General features: G+C 56.7%; 21 protein-coding genes. 7 read left to right on the forward strand and 14 right to left on the reverse strand.

From position 1 onward, the window contains the following. Positions 1 to 69: 69 nt before the first annotated feature. The gene (locus tag QEP11_RS01985) at positions 70 to 303 is read left to right on the forward strand and encodes a hypothetical protein (protein WP_284334894.1); all 234 of its coding nucleotides are present in this window, start codon (positions 70 to 72) and stop codon (positions 301 to 303) included. On the opposite strand, the gene tldD is transcribed toward QEP11_RS01985, so the two are convergent. The 3 genes from tldD to rodA all read right to left on the reverse strand — a co-directional run bounded on the left by tldD (position 300) and on the right by rodA (position 3458). Beyond that, complete coding sequence (gene tldD, locus QEP11_RS01990) at positions 300 to 1760, reverse strand: metalloprotease TldD (RefSeq protein WP_284334895.1); 1461 nt, start codon at positions 1758 to 1760, stop codon at positions 300 to 302. The two genes, QEP11_RS01985 and tldD, sit on opposite strands and share 4 nt — an antisense overlap. 55 nt (positions 1761 to 1815) lie before the next feature. Continuing rightward, complete coding sequence (locus QEP11_RS01995; protein ID WP_284334896.1) at positions 1816 to 2160, reverse strand: YegP family protein; 345 nt, start codon at positions 2158 to 2160, stop codon at positions 1816 to 1818. Between the two features lie 125 nt (positions 2161 to 2285). Beyond that, positions 2286 to 3458: a rod shape-determining protein RodA gene (rodA, locus tag QEP11_RS02000; protein ID WP_284334897.1), complete on the reverse strand. Its 1173-nt coding sequence runs from the start codon at positions 3456 to 3458 to the stop codon at positions 2286 to 2288. An 83-nt stretch (positions 3459 to 3541) separates the two neighbouring features. Between rodA and QEP11_RS02005 the strand changes: the two genes are divergently transcribed. The 6 genes from QEP11_RS02005 to ruvC all read left to right on the forward strand — a co-directional run bounded on the left by QEP11_RS02005 (position 3542) and on the right by ruvC (position 9511). After that, on the forward strand, positions 3542 to 4126 hold the full coding sequence (locus QEP11_RS02005; protein WP_284334898.1) for a YqiA/YcfP family alpha/beta fold hydrolase: 585 nt from the start codon (positions 3542 to 3544) through the stop codon (positions 4124 to 4126). Between the two features lie 180 nt (positions 4127 to 4306). Beyond that, a complete protein-coding gene (locus QEP11_RS02010) occupies positions 4307 to 6382 on the forward strand; it encodes an RNB domain-containing ribonuclease (protein WP_284334899.1) in 2076 nt (691 codons plus the stop codon). Then, positions 6379 to 7239, forward strand: a complete 861-nt coding sequence (locus tag QEP11_RS02015) for an energy transducer TonB (protein ID WP_284334900.1) — start codon at positions 6379 to 6381, stop codon at positions 7237 to 7239. Before QEP11_RS02010 ends, QEP11_RS02015 begins: the two co-directional genes overlap by 4 nt. 48 nt (positions 7240 to 7287) lie before the next feature. Beyond that, positions 7288 to 8145 (forward strand): shikimate dehydrogenase, encoded by an 858-nt coding sequence (gene aroE, locus QEP11_RS02020; protein ID WP_284334901.1) that lies wholly within the window; start codon positions 7288 to 7290, stop codon positions 8143 to 8145. Continuing rightward, positions 8142 to 8861, forward strand: a complete 720-nt coding sequence (gene mtgA / locus QEP11_RS02025) for a monofunctional biosynthetic peptidoglycan transglycosylase (RefSeq protein WP_284334902.1) — start codon at positions 8142 to 8144, stop codon at positions 8859 to 8861. The genes aroE and mtgA overlap by 4 nt, the downstream gene beginning before the upstream one ends. 92 nt (positions 8862 to 8953) lie before the next feature. Next, entirely contained in the window at positions 8954 to 9511 is a 558-nt protein-coding gene (ruvC, locus tag QEP11_RS02030; RefSeq protein ID WP_284334903.1) for a crossover junction endodeoxyribonuclease RuvC, read from the forward strand. Between the two features lie 133 nt (positions 9512 to 9644). Here ruvC and QEP11_RS02035 read toward each other — a convergent pair whose 3' ends face one another. From QEP11_RS02035 to murD, 11 genes are all read right to left on the reverse strand, one after another. Further along, complete coding sequence (locus QEP11_RS02035; protein ID WP_284334904.1) at positions 9645 to 10094, reverse strand: RcnB family protein; 450 nt, start codon at positions 10092 to 10094, stop codon at positions 9645 to 9647. A gap of 186 nt (positions 10095 to 10280) precedes the next feature. Continuing rightward, positions 10281 to 10463, reverse strand: a complete 183-nt coding sequence (locus QEP11_RS02040; protein WP_284334905.1) for a hypothetical protein — start codon at positions 10461 to 10463, stop codon at positions 10281 to 10283. Between the two features lie 32 nt (positions 10464 to 10495). After that, the gene (gene lpxC, locus QEP11_RS02045; protein ID WP_284334906.1) at positions 10496 to 11419 is read right to left on the reverse strand and encodes a UDP-3-O-acyl-N-acetylglucosamine deacetylase; all 924 of its coding nucleotides are present in this window, start codon (positions 11417 to 11419) and stop codon (positions 10496 to 10498) included. Positions 11420 to 11608: 189 nt separating this feature from the next. Then, positions 11609 to 12847: a cell division protein FtsZ gene (gene ftsZ, locus QEP11_RS02050; RefSeq protein WP_284334907.1), complete on the reverse strand. Its 1239-nt coding sequence runs from the start codon at positions 12845 to 12847 to the stop codon at positions 11609 to 11611. A gap of 121 nt (positions 12848 to 12968) precedes the next feature. After that, positions 12969 to 14198, reverse strand: coding sequence for a cell division protein FtsA (ftsA, locus tag QEP11_RS02055; protein WP_284334908.1), 1230 nt, complete (start codon positions 14196 to 14198; stop codon positions 12969 to 12971). A gap of 1 nt (position 14199) precedes the next feature. Continuing rightward, positions 14200 to 15054, reverse strand: a complete 855-nt coding sequence (locus tag QEP11_RS02060; RefSeq protein ID WP_284334909.1) for a cell division protein FtsQ/DivIB — start codon at positions 15052 to 15054, stop codon at positions 14200 to 14202. Next, entirely contained in the window at positions 15054 to 16034 is a 981-nt protein-coding gene (locus QEP11_RS02065; protein ID WP_284334911.1) for a D-alanine--D-alanine ligase, read from the reverse strand. The genes QEP11_RS02060 and QEP11_RS02065 overlap by 1 nt, the downstream gene beginning before the upstream one ends. Further along, positions 16031 to 17464 carry a UDP-N-acetylmuramate--L-alanine ligase gene (murC, locus tag QEP11_RS02070; RefSeq protein WP_284334912.1) on the reverse strand — a complete coding sequence of 478 codons (1434 nt, stop codon included), beginning with the start codon at positions 17462 to 17464 and terminating at the stop codon, positions 16031 to 16033. Before murC ends, QEP11_RS02065 begins: the two co-directional genes overlap by 4 nt. Next, a complete protein-coding gene (murG, locus tag QEP11_RS02075; RefSeq protein ID WP_284334913.1) occupies positions 17461 to 18525 on the reverse strand; it encodes an undecaprenyldiphospho-muramoylpentapeptide beta-N-acetylglucosaminyltransferase in 1065 nt (354 codons plus the stop codon). Before murG ends, murC begins: the two co-directional genes overlap by 4 nt. Continuing rightward, a complete protein-coding gene (gene ftsW / locus QEP11_RS02080; RefSeq protein ID WP_284334914.1) occupies positions 18525 to 19790 on the reverse strand; it encodes a putative lipid II flippase FtsW in 1266 nt (421 codons plus the stop codon). Before ftsW ends, murG begins: the two co-directional genes overlap by 1 nt. Beyond that, a complete protein-coding gene (gene murD / locus QEP11_RS02085; RefSeq protein WP_284334915.1) occupies positions 19787 to 21709 on the reverse strand; it encodes a UDP-N-acetylmuramoyl-L-alanine--D-glutamate ligase in 1923 nt (640 codons plus the stop codon). Before murD ends, ftsW begins: the two co-directional genes overlap by 4 nt. Positions 21710 to 21711 lie beyond the last annotated feature (2 nt).

A 21711-nucleotide genomic window follows, 5' to 3' on the forward strand; every position in this document is an offset into this window, starting at 1 on the left:
AATAAAACGTGGGTATAAAAAAACCGCCGAGCTATTCAGCTTCGGCGGTTTTCTTGGGAGGGTGTACGTGTGTTCGAGCGCTTGCCTCTCATCCGCCATGGACCGAGAACCAAAAGTAAAAATAGAAAGCGCTGTGAACTTGCATGGCGGATGACTTTAACACCTCAAATAGTGCGCCGCAACATACCAAGCACACCAAATTCAGGAAAATTCCATTTACCCAACAAAAAAAGGCTGATTCACAATAACAAATCAGCCTTTTTAAAAATTATCGCAACAAAACTGCAAAACAAATCAAATTAAGCAGTTCCACCTACCGTCAGTCCATCAATGCGCATGGTGGGTTGTCCAACACCCACTGGCACGCTTTGACCCTCCTTGCCACAGGTCCCCACACCGCTGTCCAGACGCATGTCATTGCCGATCAGGCTGACCTTCTTCATACACTCTGGCCCATTGCCCACCAAAGTGGCTCCCTTGACGGGATATTGAATCTTGCCGTTCTCCACCCAGAAAGCCTGGCTGGCTGAGAACACAAACTTACCGCTGGTAATGTCCACCTGACCACCGCCAAAGTTGGTGGCATAAAGGCCCTTTTTGATGGACGCAATAATTTCCTGCGGATCCTTGTCGCCACCCAGCATGTAGGTATTGGTCATGCGTGGCATGGGCAGGCTCGCATAGCTTTCGCGACGGCCATTGCCAGTGGGTTTCACGCCCATTAAGCGAGCGTTGAGCGAGTCCTGGATGTAGCCTTTCAAGATACCGTCTTCAATCAGCACATTGGCCTGTGTGGGGCAGCCTTCATCATCAACATTCAGTGACCCACGGCGATCCGCCAATGTGCCATCGTCGAGAATCGTGACGCCCTTGGCCGCGACACGCTCACCGATTCGGCCACTGAAAGCACTCGACCCCTTGCGGTTGAAATCGCCTTCCAGACCATGGCCCACGGCTTCATGCAACAGGACACCCGGCCAGCCGGGGCCCAGTACTACGGTCATTTCACCTGCGGGAGCAGGGCGCGAATCCAGGTTAATCAGCGCCTGTTCAACGGCCTCGTTCACATAGGTGGTGATTTGTTCATCACTGAAGTACGCCAGCCCAAAGCGTCCTCCGCCACCGGATGATCCCACCTCACGACGATCACCTTGCTCTGCAATCACTGTGACAGAAAGACGAACCAGGGGGCGCACATCTGCAGCCAACGTACCGCCTGCACGCGCCACCATGACCACGTCATATTCACTGGCCAATCCTGCCATCACTTGCACAATGCGAGGATCTTTGGCGCGGGCCAGTTGCTCCACTTTGCCCAACAGTTCCACCTTCTGCGTGCTGTCAAGCGTTGCAATCGGGTCAATGCCAGGATACAGCGTACGCGAGAGAGCAATTGATGTCTTGGGAAGGCGCACCTTGCGTTGCTGATGGCTACCCGAGATAGCACGCACCGTCCGGGCAGCATCCAGCAGCGAGGCTTCAGAGATGTCGTCAGAGTATGCAAAAGCCGTTTTCTCACCGCTGACAGCGCGCACGCCTACGCCCTGGTCGATAGAGAATGAGCCCGTTTTCACGATGCCCTCTTCCAGGCTCCAGCCCTCTGAGCGGGTGTATTGAAAGTAAAGGTCTGCATCATCCACCTGATTGGCGCGGATTTCCGCCAGCGCACGCGACAGGTGGGACTCATCCAAGCCAAAAGGCTCAAGCAGCAGTTGCCGGGCTGTGGCCAGGCGCTCGATGGTGGGTTCGCGAGAGATCATGACAAGCATTTTAGGCAGCCTGCCATGACCCCGCCATGAGATGGCTTGTGGCGAGTTATGCCGATGCCGTGGTTTGATCGTCCAGCACCGCCTCAGCAGCGTTCTTCATGACCGATGCGATACCGTTGTCACGCGCCGCAGTTGTGGTGTACATCTCGCTTTGACCAATCACTTGACCATTGGTGGCCTTGAGTGTGAAGTAAGGTGAGCCATCCTTGGCATTGAGCTTTTCAAAACGTGCTTCAACGATACCGTTTTTGCGAACAGACTCGATACCGTTGAGCGCGCTGGGCTTGGCTTCGTACATTTCGCTGGCCAAAATCGCTTGACCATTCGTAGCCAGTAGATTGAAAAAGAATTTGCCGTTCTTGGATTTCTTCAGGGCAAACTTAGCGGCCATGGGACACTCCTCGTGTGAATTGGGATGCAAGTGGCACTGCCGGGATTAATTGGCAGCACCTAGGCCTCATTTGTACGCCAACTGACTGCAGGCTCAAACAGCGACCGCCGGATCCTGACCAACTTTTACAAAGTATGTTTGGGCTCAGCGAGCGACAAGCGCTGAGACCGTGCCACGGACATCAACACCCCCAAAGCCAGCCCCAGCGTCACCATGGCTGTACCGCCATAGCTGATGAAGGGCAATGGCACGCCCACCACAGGCAAAATGCCGCTAACCATGCCCATGTTCACAAAGGCATAGGTAAAGAAAATCATCGCCACCGCGCATGCCATCAGGCGTCCAAACAGGTTTTGCGATTTCGCAGCAATTGCCAAGCCTCGCCAGACCAGCAACAAGAAGCCAATGATCAAAGCCAGATTGCCCAGCAGGCCAAATTCCTCAGAATAAGCGGCAAAGATGAAATCGGTGGTGCGCTCCGGTATGAATTCCAGGTGCGTCTGCGTACCAGCCATAAAGCCTTTACCCCATACTCCCCCGGAGCCAATAGCAATCATGCCCTGAATGATGTGAAAGCCACGCCCCAAAGGATCGCGCATGGGGTCCAGCAGGGTACAGACGCGTGTTCGCTGGTAGTCATGCAAAAAATACCAGCTTTGACCATCGACACAAAGCCATGGCTCATTCCAGATCAGCCACGTGATACCTGCCACTGCCAGCACTACAGGAGGTACAACCAGCTTCCATGGCAATCCCGCGAAAAAGATCACCGACAGGCCAGCCGCCAGCACCAGCAATGAAGTTCCCAGATCCGGTTGCTTCATGATCAGTGCCACTGGCAACGCCAACAGCACAAAGGCAATCACGAAATCAGCCGCCCTCAACGCACTTTCACGTCGGTGAAACCACCACGCCAGCACAAACGGAGCAGCAATTTTCATGATTTCAGAAGGCTGAATCACCACCCCGATATTGACCCAGCGCTGTGCTCCTTTTTTGGTGATGCCAAACAGCAGCACTGCCACTAGCAGTGCCACCCCTACAGCATATAAAGGCAATGCAAGCGCCATGAACTTTTGCGGCGGAATCTGGGCCACCACAAACAAAATAGCTGCTGCCAGCAACATATTGCGTCCATGATCGACAAAACGTGTGCCATGGTCATATCCTGCCGAGTACATCGCCAGCAGGCCTATGCCTGCCAACCAGCCAATGACGAGCAGCAAAATAGGATCAAAGCCGCGAAACATCGGCAAGATACGTTGAAGAATATTGGGCTTATCGAATTCGGCGGGCATAGCTTGCAATTATCTGCTGAGCACTCTATCCACCATTCTCTGTCGGCATACTGCACCCATAATTTGTGAGAAACAACGCCACCATGACTACCACTCACCTGTTGTATTTGCACGGCTTCCGCTCGTCGCCGCAGTCGACCAAGGCACGCACCATGGCGCAATATGTGCAAACACAGCACCCAAAAGTGCAGTGGTTTTGCCCTCAGCTACCCCCATCCCCCAAAGAAGCCATGAGCATGGTCATGGCTGAGGTGCAAGACTGGCCATCAGAACAAATGGCCGTGGTGGGATCATCACTGGGGGGCTTTTACGCCACCTGGGTGGCACACCAGAAACACTGCAAATCCGTGCTCCTCAACCCTGCCGTGTATCCCGAACACACTTTGGCGCAGCACATTGGCCAGCAAACCCATTGGCACAATCCAGAAGAGGCATTTTTTTTCAAACCCGAATACATCCAGCAATTGCGCGATCTGAGCTTGCGAGACCAGCCTGCCACAGCCGCACAGCTCGGTATCTTTGCCAAAGGCGATGAAGTACTGGACTGGCGTCAAATGGTGGCCCGCTATCCGGAAGCAGAACAGCTTGTCCTCGAAGGCGGTGACCATGCCATCAGCGACTTTGAGATCCACCTCTCCCGCATACTCGATTTTCTCGACCTAGCCTGACTGCACCCCAGTTCATGCATCGACGGTACTGCCATGTGCGGTGCTACGCCCTTTTCTCTGGCGTGCTCCTCATACATACCCGCACGGACTGCAGTCTCTCATCACCAACACCCTACCCATGCACAAACTGCGAGGCAAGCAGCCTCAGGGGGAAATATGTGACATGGGACAATTCACCTTATGCACGCATTGTTTGAAGATGCCGGTAAATTTTTGGCCGGCCGTATCCTGTCTGAGGCCGATGCCTCGTCCCAAATTGAGCTTGGCACGGGTAAACGTGTCAAAGTCAAGGCCGCCAACATCTTGCTCAAGTTCGACAAGCCTGAGCCTGCCGATCTGATTGCCAAGGCAGAAGCCATTGCCAGCACCGTGGAGCTGGATCTGGCGTGGGAGTTCGCACCTGAAGAAGAATTTGGTTTTGCAGACATTGCGCGCGACTATTTCTCAGAGAATGCCCCTCTGGCCGAGCAGGCGGGCATGTTGTTTGCGCTTTACGGCGCTCCACACTATTTCCGCCGCGCAGGCAAAGGTCGCTTCAAGAAAGCGCCTGCAGAAATCCTTCAGCAGGCCTTGGCTGCCATCGAGAAGAAAAAGCAAATCCAGGCGCAAATTGAAGCCTGGGCACAAGAACTGGTCTCTGGCGTCACCCCGCAAGCCATACGCGAGCAGCTCTACAAAATTCTGTTCAAGCCTGACAAAAACGCGCCTGAGTACAAGGCAGTGGTCGAAGCCAGCCGCAGCGCGCAAAAAGCGCCGCTGGAGTTGCTCCAGGCTGCAGGAGCGATCGACTCAGCCTACCAGTTTCACTGGAAGCGTTTTCTGTTTGAAAACTTCCCCAAAGGCACACGTTTCCCGGAAATCACAGCGCCACAGCCTCCGTCTGATTTGCCGCTGGCCAATGTGCAGGCCTACTCCATCGACGATTCGATGACCACGGAAATCGATGATGCGCTGTCGGTACAAGGCCTGGGGACAGGCTCTGTCACGCTGGGCATTCACATTGCTGCACCTGGTCTGGCTATCGAGCCCGGCTCCGACCTCGACAAGCTGGGCCGCTCGCGCCTGTCCACGGTCTACATGCCAGGCTACAAAATCACCATGCTGCCCGATGAAGTTGTGCAGATCTATACACTGGACGAAGGCCGCGCCAACCCGGCTGTCTCGCTGTACGTGACCTATGACGAAACCACTTTGGAGGTGAAAGAAAAAGTCACCAAGCTTGAGCGTGTGCCTGTTGTGGTCAACTTCCGCCATGACAAGCTGGACCATATCGTCACTGAACAATGGCTGGCAGACCCACAACTCGAAGTGGAAGGCACTCCGGCCAATCTTGCCGAGCGCCGCCAGGAATTGATGTTCTTGCACCGTCTGGCCCTGCACCTGAAAGCAGGCCGCGAAGAAGTGCGTGGCAAACCAGAGAACTTCTCCCGCCCTGACTATACCTTCCGCCTGGAAGGCAATGACGGCAACGAACCCCAAGGCAATGAAACCGTGAGCATCACCGTGCGTAAGCGAGGTGCTCCGCTGGACCTGATCGTGGCTGAGGCCGCCATCGTTGCCAATAGCACCTGGGGCTCGTGGATGGCGGACATCGGCGTGCCCGGCATCTACCGCAGCCAGGCCAGCATGGCCCCTGGCGTGAAGGTACGTATGTCCACCAAGGCTTTGCCACATGCAGGCATTGGTGTCAAAAGCTATTCATGGGCTACCTCTCCACTGCGCCGTTATGTTGATCTGGTCAATCAGTGGCAAATCATTGCATGTGCCCGCCATGGTGCTACAGCAGCCCTGGCAGCCCCGTTCAAGCCCAAGGACGCCGAACTGTTTGGCATCATCAGCAGCTTTGACGGCGCTTACAGTGCCTACAACGGCTACCAAGCAGGCATGGAGCGCTTTTGGACATTGAAGTATCTGGAACAAAACCAGATCACAGAAGTGGATGCCGCAGTCATCAAGGACAACGGCCCCAACGGTATCCTGGTTCGCGCAGACACTCTGCCATTGGTTATCAGCATCGCAGGAGCCCAAGGACTGCCACGCGGCGCACGTGTACGTGTCAAACTGGGCGAAATTGACGAAATTACGTTGGATATTCACGGCACCGTGACAGAACGGCTGGACGACCCCAACGATGACAGCGATGATGCTCCGCTTGATGACGTTGCCGAAGACGATGAGACCGAAGCAGGTCCCATCGCCATTGCGGTGGATGTCAATGAAGCTGACAACACCAGCGCTGATAATTCCAATTCGTGAAACTTCCTGCCGCGTTCCACTCAATGTCTACTCTCACCCTCACCTTGGGGGTGTCGATTGCCATTCACGCTGCTTTGCTCACTGTGCGCTTTGTTGCGCCAGAGCAATTCAACCGCGTCTTCCAAGACACCCCGCTAGAGGTGATACTGGTCAACGCGCACACCCAGGAGCGACCGGAAAAAGCCCAGGCCATCGCCCAGGCCGCATTGGCAGGGGGCGGCGATGCTGCGCAGGGGCGAGCAAGTAGCCCGCTCCCCTACTCTGCACTCACAACCATTGGCGATGATTTTGAAGAGCGCCAGAAAAGGCTGGATGCCATGCAGGAGCAGCAAGCTGTCATGCTGACGCAGTTGCGCAAACAGCTGTCTTCCATGCCGCAATTTGACCCGCGCCAGCAATCTGCCCAGCAAGACCGCGAGCAACAGGAGCAAAAACGCAAGCAGCTCATCAAGCTGCTGGCTGAAATTGAAAAGCGCATTAACGAAGAAAACGCCCGCCCCAAAAAGCGCTACATCAGCCCCGCCACCCGCGAAGAGGTGTATGCCGTGTACTACGATGGACTGCGCCGTAAAGTCGAGGACAAAGGCACGGAAAACTTTCCCGAGCACAACGGCAAAAAGCTCTATGGCGAGCTGGTCATGGTACTCACGGTGAATCACGATGGACGCGTGCTGGAAACCGAGATTGTGCAAGGCTCCGGTAACCGCCAACTGGACACACGCGCCCAGGCCATTGCCCGCGCTGCCGGTCCGTTTGGCCACTTCGGTCCAGCCATGCGCGCCAAGGCCGATCAGATTGCCGTGGTGTCTCGCTTTAATTTCACCCGTGAGCAAACGCTGGAGACCAACGTTCGTTAAAACGGCAGGCTTGCCCCTGCTTTGCGCCCACGCCTAACATCGCTACTCATGCCATCAAATATCGACACGTACTGCGTCATGGGCAACCCTGTCGTACACAGCCGCTCCCCCTGGATTCACTCGCGCTTTGCCCAGCTGACTCAACAAATGCTGCGATACGAGCGCCGCCTGGTGCCGCTGGAGGGTTTTGCCGAAGATTTGGAGCGCTACATCGCGGCAGGTGGCAAGGGCTGCAATGTGACAGTTCCTTTCAAGCTTGACGCTGCCAAGGCTGCCCACAGCCAAAGCCCTCGCGTGGCTTTGGCCGCAGCCGCAAACACCTTGGTGATTGGTGCGGATGGTCACATCCACGCTGACAATACCGATGGTCTTGGCCTGGTGGCTGACATTTCGCGCAATGCCGGCGTCACCATTGCAGGAGCCGATGTGCTGCTGATTGGTGCTGGCGGTGCGGCCGCTGGTGTGCTGGGGCCGCTGCTGGAGCAGAACCCGCGCAGCATCACTGTCTGCAACCGCACCTTCTCCAAAGCACAGAGCTTGGTTGATCAACACACGACCTTGGCCCAGCAGCACCAGGTGCACTTGCAAGCACGCCCTCTGAATGCTTTGACGGATAGCTTTGACATCGTCATCAACGGCACAGCAGCCAGCCTGCAAGGAGCAGGTATCCCCGTGCCTGCCACCGTACTGCGTCCAAGCAGCTTGGCCTACGACATGATGTACGGCGTATCAGCACAGCCTTTCCTCGACTGGGCAGCCCAACACGGGGCCATCGGCCGCGACGGTCTGGGCATGTTGGTGGAGCAGGCCGCTGAGTCTTTCGCTTTATGGCGTGGTGTGCGCCCCGCGTCGCAGCAGGTGTTGCAAGAGCTGCGCACATTGCTTGCCCAAGAAGCTCAGGCATGAAAGTCTTGCGCCAATGGCTGGTGTTTGTATTGTGTGCGGCTCTGGTCTTGCAGCTGTTTTTTGTCCTGCGCATTGCTGCAGCAGCTTGGTGGGACCCGCAATCCACCAGCTTGCAGCGCTCTGAGATGTGGCGCATCTGGCACCAAAGTGCACAGCAACGCCCCTGGAAACAGCAGTGGGTGGACTACGACCGGATTTCCGCACATCTCAAACGCGCTGTTCTCACAGCAGAAGACGATGGGTTTGTGGAACACGATGGCGTCCAGTGGGATGCTATCGAGCGTGCCTGGGAGCGCAACCAGAAAGCACTGGAAAAAGCTCAGGCCAAACCCAATGCCAAGCCCGCCAAAATTTATGGTGGCTCCACCATCACCCAGCAATTGGCAAAAAATCTTTTGCTCTCCGGTGAGCGCAGCTTTTTGCGTAAAGGCCAGGAGTTCTTGCTGGCCCATACACTGGAGCTGCTGCTGAGCAAGCAGCGCATTCTGGAGATCTATCTCAACAATGTTGAGTGGGGACAAGGCATTTTTGGTGCAGAAGCAGCCGCACGCCATTACTTCCGCAAAAGCGCTGCCCAATTGAGCGCTGCAGAGGCAGCCCGCCTTGCTGTCATGCTGCCTCGTCCACGATATTACGAGCTCAACCCACAATCTCGCTATCTGCAATCGCGCAGCAATGCCATCTTGCGCCGTATGGCAGCCACTGCGCTGCCTTGAGGGGCGCGTATCATGCTCCAGTAGCACAGCCTGATTTCTTGGCTGCGTACACAACCCGGCGCTGACAGCGCCTGTGCTCACACATTGTTTTCATGCGAATTCTTGGTATTGACCCCGGCTTGCAAACCACCGGCTTTGGCGTGATTGAACGCGATGGTCAGCAGCTGCGTTACATCGCCAGCGGCACCATTCGCACCACTCGCACGGGAGGGGTGGAGCTGGGCAATCTGCCTGCACGTCTGAAGATTCTGTATGAAGGCATCAACGAAGTCGTAGCACGCTACGAGCCTGAAATAGCAGCCATCGAAATTGTCTTTGTGAATGTGAACCCGCAGTCCACTTTGCTGCTGGGCCAGGCACGTGGCGCTGCGCTCACAGCCTTGGTCACCAATGATTTACCCGTGGCCGAATACACTGCCTTGCAGATGAAAAAAGCCATCACCGGCCATGGACGTGCTGCCAAGTCGCAAATACAGGAAATGGTCAAGCGCATGCTAAGTTTGCCGGGTCTTCCCGGTACCGATGCGGCGGATGCCCTGGGGTTGGCCATCACGCACGCACACGCTGGAGCCATGCTGCACAAGCTGGGACAAGAAAACACCCTCAACCGCAGACAGCACGCCATGCTCAAGGCAGGACGTGCTTACTGAAACACTGCATCGACTTGTTGTGCTGCCAACAAAAAACGGCCATTCCGGTCGCTTTTTTGTTTACATGGTACATGGTTACATTTACATGAAACGACGCACGACAGCAGCCATACAGTTGCGCTATACGCCGCGCTCAACGCATACCGTTGATGATGAGCTGTGTAATCACCCCCGAGGCAATCGCCACCAGCATGTAGTCGCCACCATATTGCACCCAATGGTAGCCACGTGGCGGTTGATGCAGGCGGTGCCCTCGCCAGTCATGCACCACATAACGTGCCCCGCGATATTGGTGTGGCAGGTAAGAGCCACGCACCCAGTTGTGCTGCGGCCCCGCCCCTCGATAGTGACGCACTGCCGGAGGCGGCGGCGGACGATGACCATGGTGCACACGGGGGCCTGAACGCGGCCCATGCTGCCAGCCGGGATGCTGTGGCCCGTGCTTGGGACCTTTGGCATGCGGAGCATGCCCATGGTGGCGCGGCCCGCCATGCCCATTGGGTTGTGCTTGCGCCAATGAAGTGGCACCCAAGGCCAGAACAGCAGCAATGGCTATCGAAGTCGTAAAGCGTTGCAGTGGCATGGTGTGTCCTTTCTCACGAAGAGTGGTGCAGCTCCAGTGGCTGCTATGCCCTGATCATGCCCCTAAACACACACGAAAAAATCTAATGCTTCAAGGGTTTACCGAACTTTGCTCAACGCTATGCAGACTTTGCCTGCGCTTTACAGATGCAAGCAACTGAACAGCTTTGCCCTTGACCTCAGCAAGTCAAATCAGCATGAAGCGCGACAAGCCCAGTACTGCAAAGAATGCCAAGCCTGCAATCACGGCCCACTTCAAAATTAGCAATCCCCAGCGGCGGTAATGAGGCCGCCCTGTTCCAAGATAAAAGACAAAGGACAGCGCTGAAGCGATCAGCAAAAGAAAAAGCAGCCAGCGAAAAATCAACATGGCTGCTTTATACAGGGTGTTGGCTTGGCCTGCTACCAAGCCAGTGCAGTCTGTGCGAAACCGGCTGGCGCCTTGCGCTCGTTGTCAAAAGTGACAAATTCCCAGTTTGCATCGTCAGCAAGCACCGCACGAATCAACTGGTTGTTCATGCCATGACCAGAGCGAAATGCGCTGTATGCACCCAGTACGGGATGACCGATCACATACAGGTCGCCAATTGCATCCAGAATTTTGTGCTTCACGAACTCATCGTCGTAACGCAGGCCATCACTGTTGAGCACCTTATAGTCGTCCATAACGATGGCGTTGTCCAAACCACCGCCCAATGCCAAGCCATTGGTGCGCAGCATTTCCACGTCGCGCGTAAAACCAAAGGTACGGGCACGGGCAATATCACGCATGTAATTGCCTTCACCCATGTCGAACTCAAACGACTGGCCAGTGGAGTCCACGGCGGGGTGTGAGAAATCGATGTCGAACTTCAGCTTATAGCCGTGATAAGGGTCGAAGCGCGCCCATTTCAGGTTCTTGCCTTCACCTTCACGTACCTCAACGGTTTGCCTGATGCGGATGAACTTTTTGGCTGCATTCTGCAGCTCGATGCCTGCGCTTTGCAGCAGAAACACGAAGGACGAAGACGATCCATCCAAAATCGGCACTTCTTCCGCAGTGATATCAACGTAGAGATTATCAATCCCCAAGCCACACAGAGCCGACATCAGATGCTCAATGGTATGCACCTTGGCACTGCCCACACCAATGGTGGAAGCCATGCGTGTATCCACCACAGCCTGGGCATTGATGGGGATATCCACTGGCTCAGGCAAGTCCACACGACGGAACACAATGCCGGTGTCAGGCTGCGCTGGGCGCAGCGTCATCTCGACACGTTGGCCGCTGTGCAGACCCATGCCAACGGCACGGGTGATGGTCTTAATGGTACGTTGCTGGAGCATGTGGCAATTTTACCGGTCAGGGCACTTTTCTTCCCTTTTAAGGGCATGGAAATATCTATAACGCCCATTAATGAATGACCGTTGACCCCATGGCTGACCCACTGTCTCTCGCACGCACCCAGATAAATAAACGTGACATAAAAAAACCGAGCCCTGAGGCTCGGTTTCTAGCTGGAAGCAGGCATGGCCTTAGTCTGCTTGCTTGCGCAGGAAAGCAGGAATCTCCAGGTCATCCATACCTCCAGAAGACAGTGCATCCACACGGGCCGCCGCCTGGGTACGATTGGTGCGCCATACGCTAGGGACGCTGACGTCACCGTAACCTGCACTGCCCATGGTGGTACCGGCTCCTGTAGCACCCACGCTCAGACCGCCCATAGCCGTGGTCGTACCAGCATAAGCGAAGTCACCATCAGTACCCGTACGCAGACCACCTTGCACGACCGACATAGCCTGGCGACGTGCGACCGGGCGCGACAAACCTGTGGCCACAACGGTAACGCGAATATCGTCACCCAAGGAGTCATCGTAGGCCGCACCATAGATGACATGCGCTTCCGGCGAAGCGTAGGCATTGATGGTCGACATGGCCAAGCGCGATTCCGCCAGTTTCAGGCTACCCTTGGCGGCCGTCACCAGCACCAGCACACCCTTGGCGCCAGACAGGTCAATGCCTTCCAGCAATGGGCAGGCCACGGCTTGTTCTGCAGCGATGCGGGCACGGTCCGGACCGGAAGCTCGGGCAGTGCCCATCATGGCCTTGCCCGGCTCGCCCATCACAGTACGCACGTCTTCAAAGTCGACGTTCACGTGACCGTATTCGTTGATGATTTCGGCAATACCACCCACGGCGTTCTTGAGCACGTCGTTGGCCTGCGCGAAAGCCTCTTCCTGGGTGATGTCATCACCAAGGACTTCCAGCAACTTCTCGTTGAGCACAACGATCAGAGAATCCACATTGGCTTCCAGCTCAGTCAGACCACCGTCGGCGTTGGACATACGGCGACCACCTTCCCATTCGAAAGGCTTGGTCACCACACCTACGGTCAGGATGCCCATTTCCTTGGCCACGCGTGCAATCACAGGTGCTGCACCCGTGCCGGTACCGCCGCCCATACCTGCTGTGATGAACAACATATGTGCGCCTTCAATGGCAGCGCGGATGTCATCCACTGCAGCTTCTGCAGCTTCACGGCCCTTGTCAGGCTTGCTGCCAGCGCCCAGGCCGCTTTGACCCAACTGAATCGTGCGGTGAGCATTGCTGCGGATCAGCGCTTGTGCGTCGGTATTGGCGCTGACAAATTCAACGCCTTGCACATTGCAAGCAATCATGTGTTCGACGGCGTTGCTGCCGCCGCCGCCGACACCGATCACCTTGATCTGTGTGCCCTGATTGAATGTTTCGGCTTCGATCATTTCGATGGTCATGTTGGTGCTCCTGGAAATTTTTGAACTGGATTCGCTATATCTGTATGGGTGCGGGGTCTTCGGCGTCGGTATCGGAAATCGGTGGGAGGACCCGTGATGCGCATTCGTCTTGAGCACATAGTTAGAAGTTTCCCACAATGAAGTCTTTAAATCGACCAAAAGCGGTCTTCACCGACCCACTCTTTTGTGCCACCTTGAAACCGCGCAATCTTGCTTGTCGCGCTTCTTCCAGCAAGCCCATGACCGTAGAGGAGCGAGGTTGCGCCACCATATCGGCCAATGCGCTGGAATACTTTGGTACACCTCGGCGCACGGGTTTGAGGAAAATGTCCTCACCCAGTTCCACCATGCCCGGCATCACGGCGCTTCCGCCGGTAAGCACAATGCCCGAAGACAACACCTCTTCGTAGCCGGATTCACGGATGACTTGTTGCACCAGAGAGAAAATTTCTTCGACGCGTGGCTCGATCACACCTGCCAGCGCTTGCTTGCTGATCATGCGAGGACCGCGGTCACCCAGGCCGGGAACTTCAACCTGGCTGTCAGGGTCGGCCAGCATCTGCTTGGCATAGCCACTTTCCACCTTGATATCTTCGGCGTCCTTGGTGGGTGTGCGCAGTGCCATGGCGATATCGCTGGTGATCAAGTCTCCCGCAATCGGGATCACCGCCGTATGGCGGATCGCACCACCCGTGAAAATGGCTACATCTGTCGTTCCAGCGCCGATGTCTACCAGCGCCACGCCCAGGTCACGCTCGTCATCAGTCAGCACTGCCTGACTGGCAGCCAGAGGATTGAGTAACAGTTGCTCCACTTCCAATCCACAGCGACGCACGCACTTGATGATGTTTTCTGCCGCGCTTTGCGCACCGGTGACGATGTGCACCTTGGCTTCCAGGCGAATGCCGCTCATGCCCACAGGCTCGCGCACGTCCTGACCATCGATGACAAATTCCTGCGGCTCAACCAACAGCAATCGCTGGTCGGAAGAAATGCTCACGGCCTTGGCGGTTTCGATCACACGCGCCACATCGGTGGGCGTGACCTCCTTGTCCTTGATGGCCACCATGCCGCTTTGGTTCAGACCACGGATATGGCTGCCGGTGATGCCCGTATATACGCGCTGAATCTTGCAGTCTGCCATCAGCTCGGCTTCTTTGAGCGCTTGCTGAATGCTCTGTACCGTGGCTTCAATGTTCACCACCACACCGCGCTTCAAACCATTGCTGGGTGCCACGCCCAGACCGGCAAGCTTGAGCTCGCCGCCTGGCATCACTTCGGCAACCACGGCCATGACCTTGGCGGTGCCAATGTCCAAACCGACAACGACGTCTTTGTACTCTCTTGCCATATCAGTGCCTGCCCTCAGTAGGTCGTGTTTTTTTGCTGTCTTGTTTTTGCTGCGCGGCTTGGCGTTTGGCCAACTCCAGCGCCTTTTCGCGTGACACCGTGGTCACGCCACGCAGTCGCAAGGCATAGCCGTCTGGATAGCGCAAGTCGGCGTACTCCAGCATTTCAGCTGTGCGTTGGTACTGCTGGGTAATTTGAGGCAGGGTGCGCAAGAAGCGTTGAATGCGTTGCAGCACTTCTTGTTCAGTACCACCGCCCAATTCAATGCTGGCCCCGTTTTCCAGCTGCACCCACCAGGTGCCGCCATTGCGCAGCGTCAGCGCATCGATGGGAGCCTTTATGTTGGTGAATGCGGGGGCCAATGCATGGAACATGCGCAGCACATCAACTGCGGAACCATCCGGGCCAGAAAGGCGAGGCAAGCCTTCACGCTCCACCTCGCCAACATTCGCTTCAAAAACTTCGCCCATGGTGTTGACCATGGCCGTGCCTGTCTCCGGCCCCCAATAGGCCTGGGCCTCGTGCTCATGCAAAAGCACGCGCAGGCTGTTGGGGTACTCGCGACGCACTTCGGCCTGACGTACCCAAGGCACTTGCTCAAACGCCTGACGCGCATCTTTGAGATTGATGGTGAAGAAATTCCCTACCAAGTGAGGCGCCACATTGGCCCGCAAGGTGACAGCGTTGTTATGCACCAGCTCACCTTCCACCACAATGCGAGCAATCGAAAAAGCCGGGTGGCGCAAAGCCCACCAACTGACCACGGCCAGCAGCAAGACAGCCACGCCCGCAAACATGGCCGTTGCGGTCACGTTCATGAGTTTGACGTCAAAAGGTGCTGACATGGAGTAGCTCATCAGACTGCTTGCTCCTCATGCGTTGCGCTGTCCAGCGATGCTGCAGCCAAGATGGTCAGGCACAGTTGTTCGTAGCTCAGGCCATGCACGCGCGCGCCCATGGGCACCAGCGAATGGCTGGTCATGCCTGGCGAGGTGTTGATCTCCAGAAGGAAGGGCTTGCGATCGCTTTGGCGAATCATCACGTCAGCACGGCCCCAGCCCCGGCAGCCCAGCGTGCGGAAAGCTTGCACAACAATTTGCTGGATACGCGCTTCTTCCTCGGCGGGCAGCCCGCTGGGGCAGTGGTACTGCGTGACATCGGTGAAGTATTTGTTCTGATAGTCGTAGTTGCCGCCTGGGGCAACAATGCGAATCACGGGCAAAGCCACGGGGCCAGCCCCCTCATCCACCACAGCACACGTAGTTTCTTCGCCGGCAATGAACTGCTCGCACAACACTTCATCGTCGTACTTGGCGGCCAATGCGTAGGCTGCCTCGCATTCACTGGCATTCATCACTTTGCTCAAGCCCATGCTGGAGCCATCGCGCGCAGGCTTGACAATCATGGGGGCACCCAATGCAGCAAACGCCTCGCGCGTTGCTTGCGCACTGCCTACCAAGCGCCAGTCAGGCGTTGGCAAGCCTTCGAAGCGCCAGATACGCTTAGTCATGGTCTTGTCCATGGCCATGCTCGAAGCCATCACACCAGAGCCGGTATAGGGAATACCCAGCAACTCCAAGGCACCTTGAACGGTGCCATCTTCACCAAACCGGCCATGCAACGCGATGAAGCAGCGATCAAATCCCTGTGTCTTCAGCGCATCCAGCGTTTGTTCTGCAGGGTCAAATGCATGGGCATCTACGCCTTGAGAACGCAGCGCATCCAGCACACCTTGTCCAGACATGAGAGAAACCTCACGCTCGGACGAGCGCCCGCCCATGAGTACAGCCACCTTACCCAGGGCACGCACATCAATATTTGTCATACGTTTGCTCATAACGCAGACTCCTTCTGCGTTTGAGGCTCTTTTTTCTCTAGCATTTCAACCAGTTGTCCCGGCACTGCACCGATCGATCCGGCCCCCATGCACAGCACAACATCACCTGACTTCGCATTGTCCGCGATCACTTGGGGCAAATCGCTTATTTTCTCAATAAAAATAGGCTCAACGCGACCTGCCACACGCACAGCACGCGCCAGCGCGCGACCATCTGCTGCCACAATCGGAGCCTCTCCGGCTGCATAGACTTCATTGAGCAGCACCACATCGGCTTCACCCAGGACTCTCACGAAGTCTTCAAAGCAATCGCGAGTCCGCGTGTAGCGGTGCGGCTGAAACGCCAGCACCAGACGACGGCCTGGGAATGCACCACGTGCAGCGGCCAAGGTGGCGGCCATTTCTACGGGGTGGTGACCATAGTCATCAATCACGGTGAAAGTGCCACCTTGTGTGCATGGCAAGTTGCCGTAGCTTTGGAAACGACGTCCCACTCCCTTAAAGCCTTCCAGAGCACGCAGCAACGCTGCATCAGCAATCTCCAGCTCCATCGCCACAGCAACTGCAGCCAGCGCGTTGAGTACATTGTGCTCACCCGCCAGGCTCAGGCGCACTTGCAACGGAGGATAGGACTGCCCGTTCTGACGCAACACCGTAAAGCACATCTGGCCGTGTTCTGCGCGCACATCCACCGCGCGCACCTGCACATCTTCGGCAAAGCCATAGGTGGTCACGGGACGCGCCAGCATGGGCAGAATCTCTCGCACCGCTGGGCTTTCCGCGCAAACAATGGCTCGGCCATAAAAAGGCATGCGATGCAGAAAATCGACAAACGCTTGCTTGAGATTGCCGAAGTTGTGCCCGTAGGTTTCCATGTGGTCGGCGTCGATGTTCGTGACCACGGCCATGACCGGCAACAGATTCAGGAACGAGGCATCGGACTCATCCGCTTCCACCACGATGTAGTCACCGTGTCCCAGCTTCGCATTGGCACCGGCGCTGTTGAGTTTGCCTCCGATCACAAATGTCGGATCCAGACCAGCCTCAGCCAGCACACTGGTGACCAAACTCGTGGTCGTGGTTTTGCCATGTGCTCCGGCAATGGCAATACCCTGCTTGAAGCGCATCAGCTCAGCCAACATCAACGCGCGAGGGACAACGGGAATCTTGCGCGCCCGAGCCTCTACCACTTCCGGGTTATCAGCTTGCACCGCGGTAGACGTCACCACCACATCGGCTGCCTGAACGTGAGCAGCATCGTGCCCCACAAAGGTATGAATGCCCAGCGATTGCAGACGCTGCAACGTGGCGCTTTGTGCCAAATCGGAGCCGGAGACGCTGTAGCCGAGGTTGTGTAAAACCTCTGCAATACCGCTCATTCCTGAGCCACCTAGTCCCACAAAGTGGATGTTTTGAATGGCGTGTTTCATGCGGCGAGCTCCTCGCACGCAGCAACCACCTCGCGGGTTGCGTATATTTTCTGCATCGTTTTCGCTTTAAGGGCAACGTTCAAGAGTGTTGAACGCTGCATATTCTGTAGCATTTCAGCTAGTTTTTGTGCATTCAATGCATCTTGTTGCATTAACCACCCACCACCTGCATCCACCAGGAAGCGGGCATTCGCAGTCTGATGGTCATCCACCGCATGTGGGAAAGGCACATAAATGGCCGCAGCCCCAATCGCTGCGATCTCTGTGACCGTGCTGGCTCCGGCGCGGCAAATCACCACATCGGCCTGTGCGAACGCTTGCGCCGTGTCTTCAATAAAAGGCGTCAACTCTGCATCCACGCCGGCTGCCTGATAATTGGCACGCAGTGCATCAATTTGCTTGGCACCACTTTGGTGTAGCACCACAGGACGCTGCGCTTGCGGGATCAGCGCCAAAGCCTGGGGCACGATGTCATTGAGCGCTTTGGCTCCCAGACTCCCTCCTACGACCAAAACCTTCAGCGGGCCAGTTCTGCCTTCAAAGCGTTCGGCAGGTTCAGGCTGATTCAGGAAAGCAGCGCGCAAGGGATTGCCGACCCACTGGGCCTTCTTCAAGGCATTGGGGAAAGCTTCAAAAACTCGATCCGCCACACCTGCCAATACCTTGTTGGCAGCGCCAGCCACAGAGTTCTGCTCGTGCAGCACCAGCTTCTTGCCTGCAAGCACCCCCATCATTCCACCCGGGAAAGTGATGTATCCCCCAAATCCCACCAGCACATCTGGCTGTACACGCCGCACAACCGCCAGGGCCTGCCAGAAAGCCTTGAGCAAGCGCAATGGCAACAAGGCCAATGTTTTCAAGCCTTTGCCGCGAACGCCACCGAAATCGATCGTCTCCAGCGTGAAACCTTGAGCAGGCACCAGCCGTGCTTCCATGCTGTTGGGAGCACCCAACCAATGCACACGCCAACCTTGCTCACGCAATGCCTGGGCCACGGCCAAGCCCGGGAAGATATGACCTCCCGTACCGCCAGCCATGATCAAAGCGACTTTTTCTTTCATTACTTTCTCATCCTCGGACTGAGGAGCTTGTTCTCATAGTCAATGCGCAAAACAACCGCAATGGCTACCAAATTCATCAAAATGGCCGATCCCCCGAAGCTCATCAACGGCAGCGTCAAACCCTTGGTAGGCAAAGCCCCCAGGTTCACCCCCATGTTGATAAAGGCCTGGAAACCAAACCACAGGGCCACACCCTGCGCCACCAGACCAGCAAACACGCGATCCAGCGCAATGGCTTCGCGGCCGATTTCAGTGATGCGACGTGTCAGCCAGACAAACGCAATGATCAGGACGAGGATGCCTACAAAACCGAACTCCTCCCCGATCACCGAAAGCAGGAAGTCGGTATGCGCCTCTGGGAGCCAGTGCAGTTTCTCCACACTGCGGCCCAGTCCGACACCGAACATTTCTCCGCGTCCAATGGCAATCAGCGCGTGCGACAGCTGATAGCCCTTGCCCAGAGCGTGATCCACGGAAAACGGGTCCAGATATGCAAAGATGCGCTCGCGCCGCCAAGGTGACAATGCAATCATCAGCACGAACGCCCCCACCACCAGGGCGGCCATCAAGAAGAACATGCGCGCGTTGACACCGCCCAGGAACAAGATGCCCATGGAGATCACCACGATCACCATGAAAGCGCCCATGTCAGGCTCTGCCAACAACAGCACGCCCACAAAGAACACAGCGGCTGCCATGGGCAATACGGCGCGGAAGAAGCGTTCCTTCACATCCATGCGACGCACCATGTAGTCCGCCGCATAGACCAGTACTGCAAATTTGGCCAGCTCAGATGGCTGGAAGTTCATGACCCCCAGAGGCAACCAGCGCCGCGCACCATTGACGACCAGCCCCACCCCTGGCACCAGCACCATGACCAGCAGGAACAGTGCAAACAGGAACATCGGTATGGCCAGCCGCTCCCAGGTTTTCATCGAAACCTGAAATGCCAGCAGCGCAGCAACAAAGCCTACGCCCATGGCCAAAGCGTGACGCAGCAAGAAGTGATAGTGCTCAATCTTGCCGAAACGAGGGTTGTCGGGCATGGCAATAGATGCCGAGTACACCATCACCAGGCCCCAGGCCATCAAGCCAATCACCACCCAGATCAAGGCCTGATCAAGGCCCAGAGCGGTAGGCGGCAACGCACGGGTCTTGCGATACTCGGTGCCGCCCACGCGCACAGGCAGCACGTCCACAGGCTTGTCCGCCGCACCGCCGAACCAGCCTTGCAAACGATCGCGCACATGGGTCAGCTTGCTCATCCTGCGTAGCCCTCCAGCACTTGACCTGCCTCGTCAGCCAAGGCCTGAACTGCGGCCACAAACGCTTGCGCGCGGTGGGCGTAGTCACGGTACATATCCATGCTGGCGCAGGCGGGAGACATGAGCACCGCGTCACCTTCCTTGGCCTGCGCAGTCGCCAGCTGCACAGCCTGCTCCATGTCCATTGCATCCAGCAGAGGAACTCCTTCACCTTGGAGCGCTTGTTTGATCACTGGCGCATCACGGCCAATCAACACCACGGCACGTACATAGCGCGAAACAGGCGTTGCCAACGGCGCAAAGTCCTGCCCCTTGCCCAGGCCACCCAGAATCAACACGATGCGACGATCAGCGCCCAACCCTGTCAGGGCAGCAGCCGTCGCCCCTACATTGGTGCCCTTGCTGTCGTCAAAGTACTCTATGCCGTTGACCATGCCAATGGGCTCCACGCGGTGAGGCTCACCACGGTATTCACGCAGGCCATACAGCATGGGTGCCAGTGCAGCGCCTGCAGCTTGCGCCAAGGCCAAGGCAGCCAGGGCATTGGTGGCGTTGTGGCGACCACGGATGCGCAGTGCATCCGCAGGCAGCAAACGCTGGATGACCAGGTCTTCTTGCGGATCACGGGATTTACGTCCTGCGGTATCCACGTCCATGGCGCGTACCAGCCATGCCATGCCCGACACCATTTCAATGCCGAAGTCACCAGGATTGCGAGGCATGTCGGCACCAAAGGTGATGTGTGCACGCAGTTGCGGCTTTTGCAGCTTCACCTTGACAGGCGGTGGCAGCATGTCCATCACCACACGGTCATCCCGGTTGAGAATCATCAGTGCGGTATCGCCAAAGATGCGAGCCTTGGCCGCAGCATAGGCCTGCAAGCTGCCATGCCAATCCAGATGATCCTGAGTGATGTTGAGCACCACGGCAGCCGTGGGCTCGAAACCTTGCACGCCATCGAGCTGAAAGCTGGACAACTCCAGCACCCATGCTTGAGGCAAATCTTGTGCATCAATGCGTGCGCTCAGCGTATCGAGCAATGTAGGCCCGATATTGCCGGCCACCCCGACACTGATACCCGCCTGTTCCAGCAACTTGCCTGTCAGCGATGTGACTGTGGTTTTGCCGTTGGTACCGGTGATGGCCAGCACCTTGGGCTGATAGCCATGGGCTGTCTTCAAGCCCTGCAAAGCTGCTGCAAACAAATCCAATTCGCCGCCAACCGGCAAACCGATAGCGCGTGCAGCTTCAGTGACCGGAGCAATGGAATCCGGACTCAAACCGGGAGAACGGTAAACCGATGTCAGGTTCTGCCCATCCACCAGAGCACTACTCAGTGCCCCACCTACAAAATTGGCATCGGGCAAGTCGCTGCGCAACAACGCCAGTTGTGGCGGTGCTTCACGCGTGTCCGCCACGGTTACATGCGCCCCTGCGCGCGTACACCAGCGTGCCATGGCCATGCCCGAAGCACCCAGTCCCAAGATCAGCACACGCTGGCCTTGCAGATGCTGCGCCTGGCCCAACGGCCACTGCTGCGGCACTGGAGGCAGCTTCACCACAGGCTCTGCTTCCAACGGCTGAGCCGCAGTGACCTCCACATCCGCCGAATCGGAGATGCTTGGGTCGGCAAAGATTTGCGCCACAAACGCAGCGGCATCTTTTGCAGCACTGAGCGAGGCCACATCAGGCACGGGAGCTGTCCATGCAGGTGCAACTTGTGTCTTGACGGCTTCAATAGATGCCTGCTCCGGCATATCCTGCGCTGGTGCTTCTGCTACGCTGGTCTGCGCGTCCAACGCCACTTCGGCGGGTGCAGACGGCACCACATCTTGCTGCGCAGGCTGTGGCGCCACCGCATCTGATAGTGCGGTGGGCTTCAGATCGTGCAAGTCCTTGGGAAAGTCTTCAGTATGCATAG

Source organism: Comamonas halotolerans (assembly GCF_030162935.1).
In the GTDB taxonomy this organism is placed as follows: Bacteria; Pseudomonadota; Gammaproteobacteria; order Burkholderiales; family Burkholderiaceae_C; genus Comamonas; species Comamonas halotolerans.

Excerpts from the sequence above, each read along its gene's own strand:
- lpxC (WP_284334906.1), bottom strand. The coding sequence starts at position 11,419 with ATGCTCCAGCAACGTACCATTAAGACCATCACCCGTGCCGTTGGCATG.
- tldD (WP_284334895.1), bottom strand. The coding sequence starts at position 1,760 with ATGATCTCTCGCGAACCCACCATCGAGCGCCTGGCCACAGCCCGGCAA.
- QEP11_RS02065 (WP_284334911.1), bottom strand. The coding sequence starts at position 16,034 with ATGAGCAAACGTATGACAAATATTGATGTGCGTGCCCTGGGTAAGGTG.
- murG (WP_284334913.1), bottom strand. The coding sequence starts at position 18,525 with ATGAAAGAAAAAGTCGCTTTGATCATGGCTGGCGGTACGGGAGGTCAT.
- QEP11_RS01995 (WP_284334896.1), bottom strand. The coding sequence starts at position 2,160 with ATGGCCGCTAAGTTTGCCCTGAAGAAATCCAAGAACGGCAAATTCTTT.
- murC (WP_284334912.1), bottom strand. The coding sequence starts at position 17,464 with ATGAAACACGCCATTCAAAACATCCACTTTGTGGGACTAGGTGGCTCA.
- QEP11_RS02060 (WP_284334909.1), bottom strand. The coding sequence starts at position 15,054 with ATGAGCTACTCCATGTCAGCACCTTTTGACGTCAAACTCATGAACGTG.
- mtgA (WP_284334902.1), top strand. The coding sequence starts at position 8,142 with ATGAAAGTCTTGCGCCAATGGCTGGTGTTTGTATTGTGTGCGGCTCTG.
- QEP11_RS02035 (WP_284334904.1), bottom strand. The coding sequence starts at position 10,094 with ATGCCACTGCAACGCTTTACGACTTCGATAGCCATTGCTGCTGTTCTG.
- QEP11_RS02010 (WP_284334899.1), top strand. The coding sequence starts at position 4,307 with ATGCACGCATTGTTTGAAGATGCCGGTAAATTTTTGGCCGGCCGTATC.
- ftsW (WP_284334914.1), bottom strand. The coding sequence starts at position 19,790 with ATGAGCAAGCTGACCCATGTGCGCGATCGTTTGCAAGGCTGGTTCGGC.
- rodA (WP_284334897.1), bottom strand. The coding sequence starts at position 3,458 with ATGCCCGCCGAATTCGATAAGCCCAATATTCTTCAACGTATCTTGCCG.
- aroE (WP_284334901.1), top strand. The coding sequence starts at position 7,288 with ATGCCATCAAATATCGACACGTACTGCGTCATGGGCAACCCTGTCGTA.
- murD (WP_284334915.1), bottom strand. The coding sequence starts at position 21,709 with ATGCATACTGAAGACTTTCCCAAGGACTTGCACGATCTGAAGCCCACC.
- QEP11_RS02040 (WP_284334905.1), bottom strand. The coding sequence starts at position 10,463 with ATGTTGATTTTTCGCTGGCTGCTTTTTCTTTTGCTGATCGCTTCAGCG.
- ftsZ (WP_284334907.1), bottom strand. The coding sequence starts at position 12,847 with ATGACCATCGAAATGATCGAAGCCGAAACATTCAATCAGGGCACACAG.
- ftsA (WP_284334908.1), bottom strand. The coding sequence starts at position 14,198 with ATGGCAAGAGAGTACAAAGACGTCGTTGTCGGTTTGGACATTGGCACC.
- ruvC (WP_284334903.1), top strand. The coding sequence starts at position 8,954 with ATGCGAATTCTTGGTATTGACCCCGGCTTGCAAACCACCGGCTTTGGC.
- QEP11_RS02005 (WP_284334898.1), top strand. The coding sequence starts at position 3,542 with ATGACTACCACTCACCTGTTGTATTTGCACGGCTTCCGCTCGTCGCCG.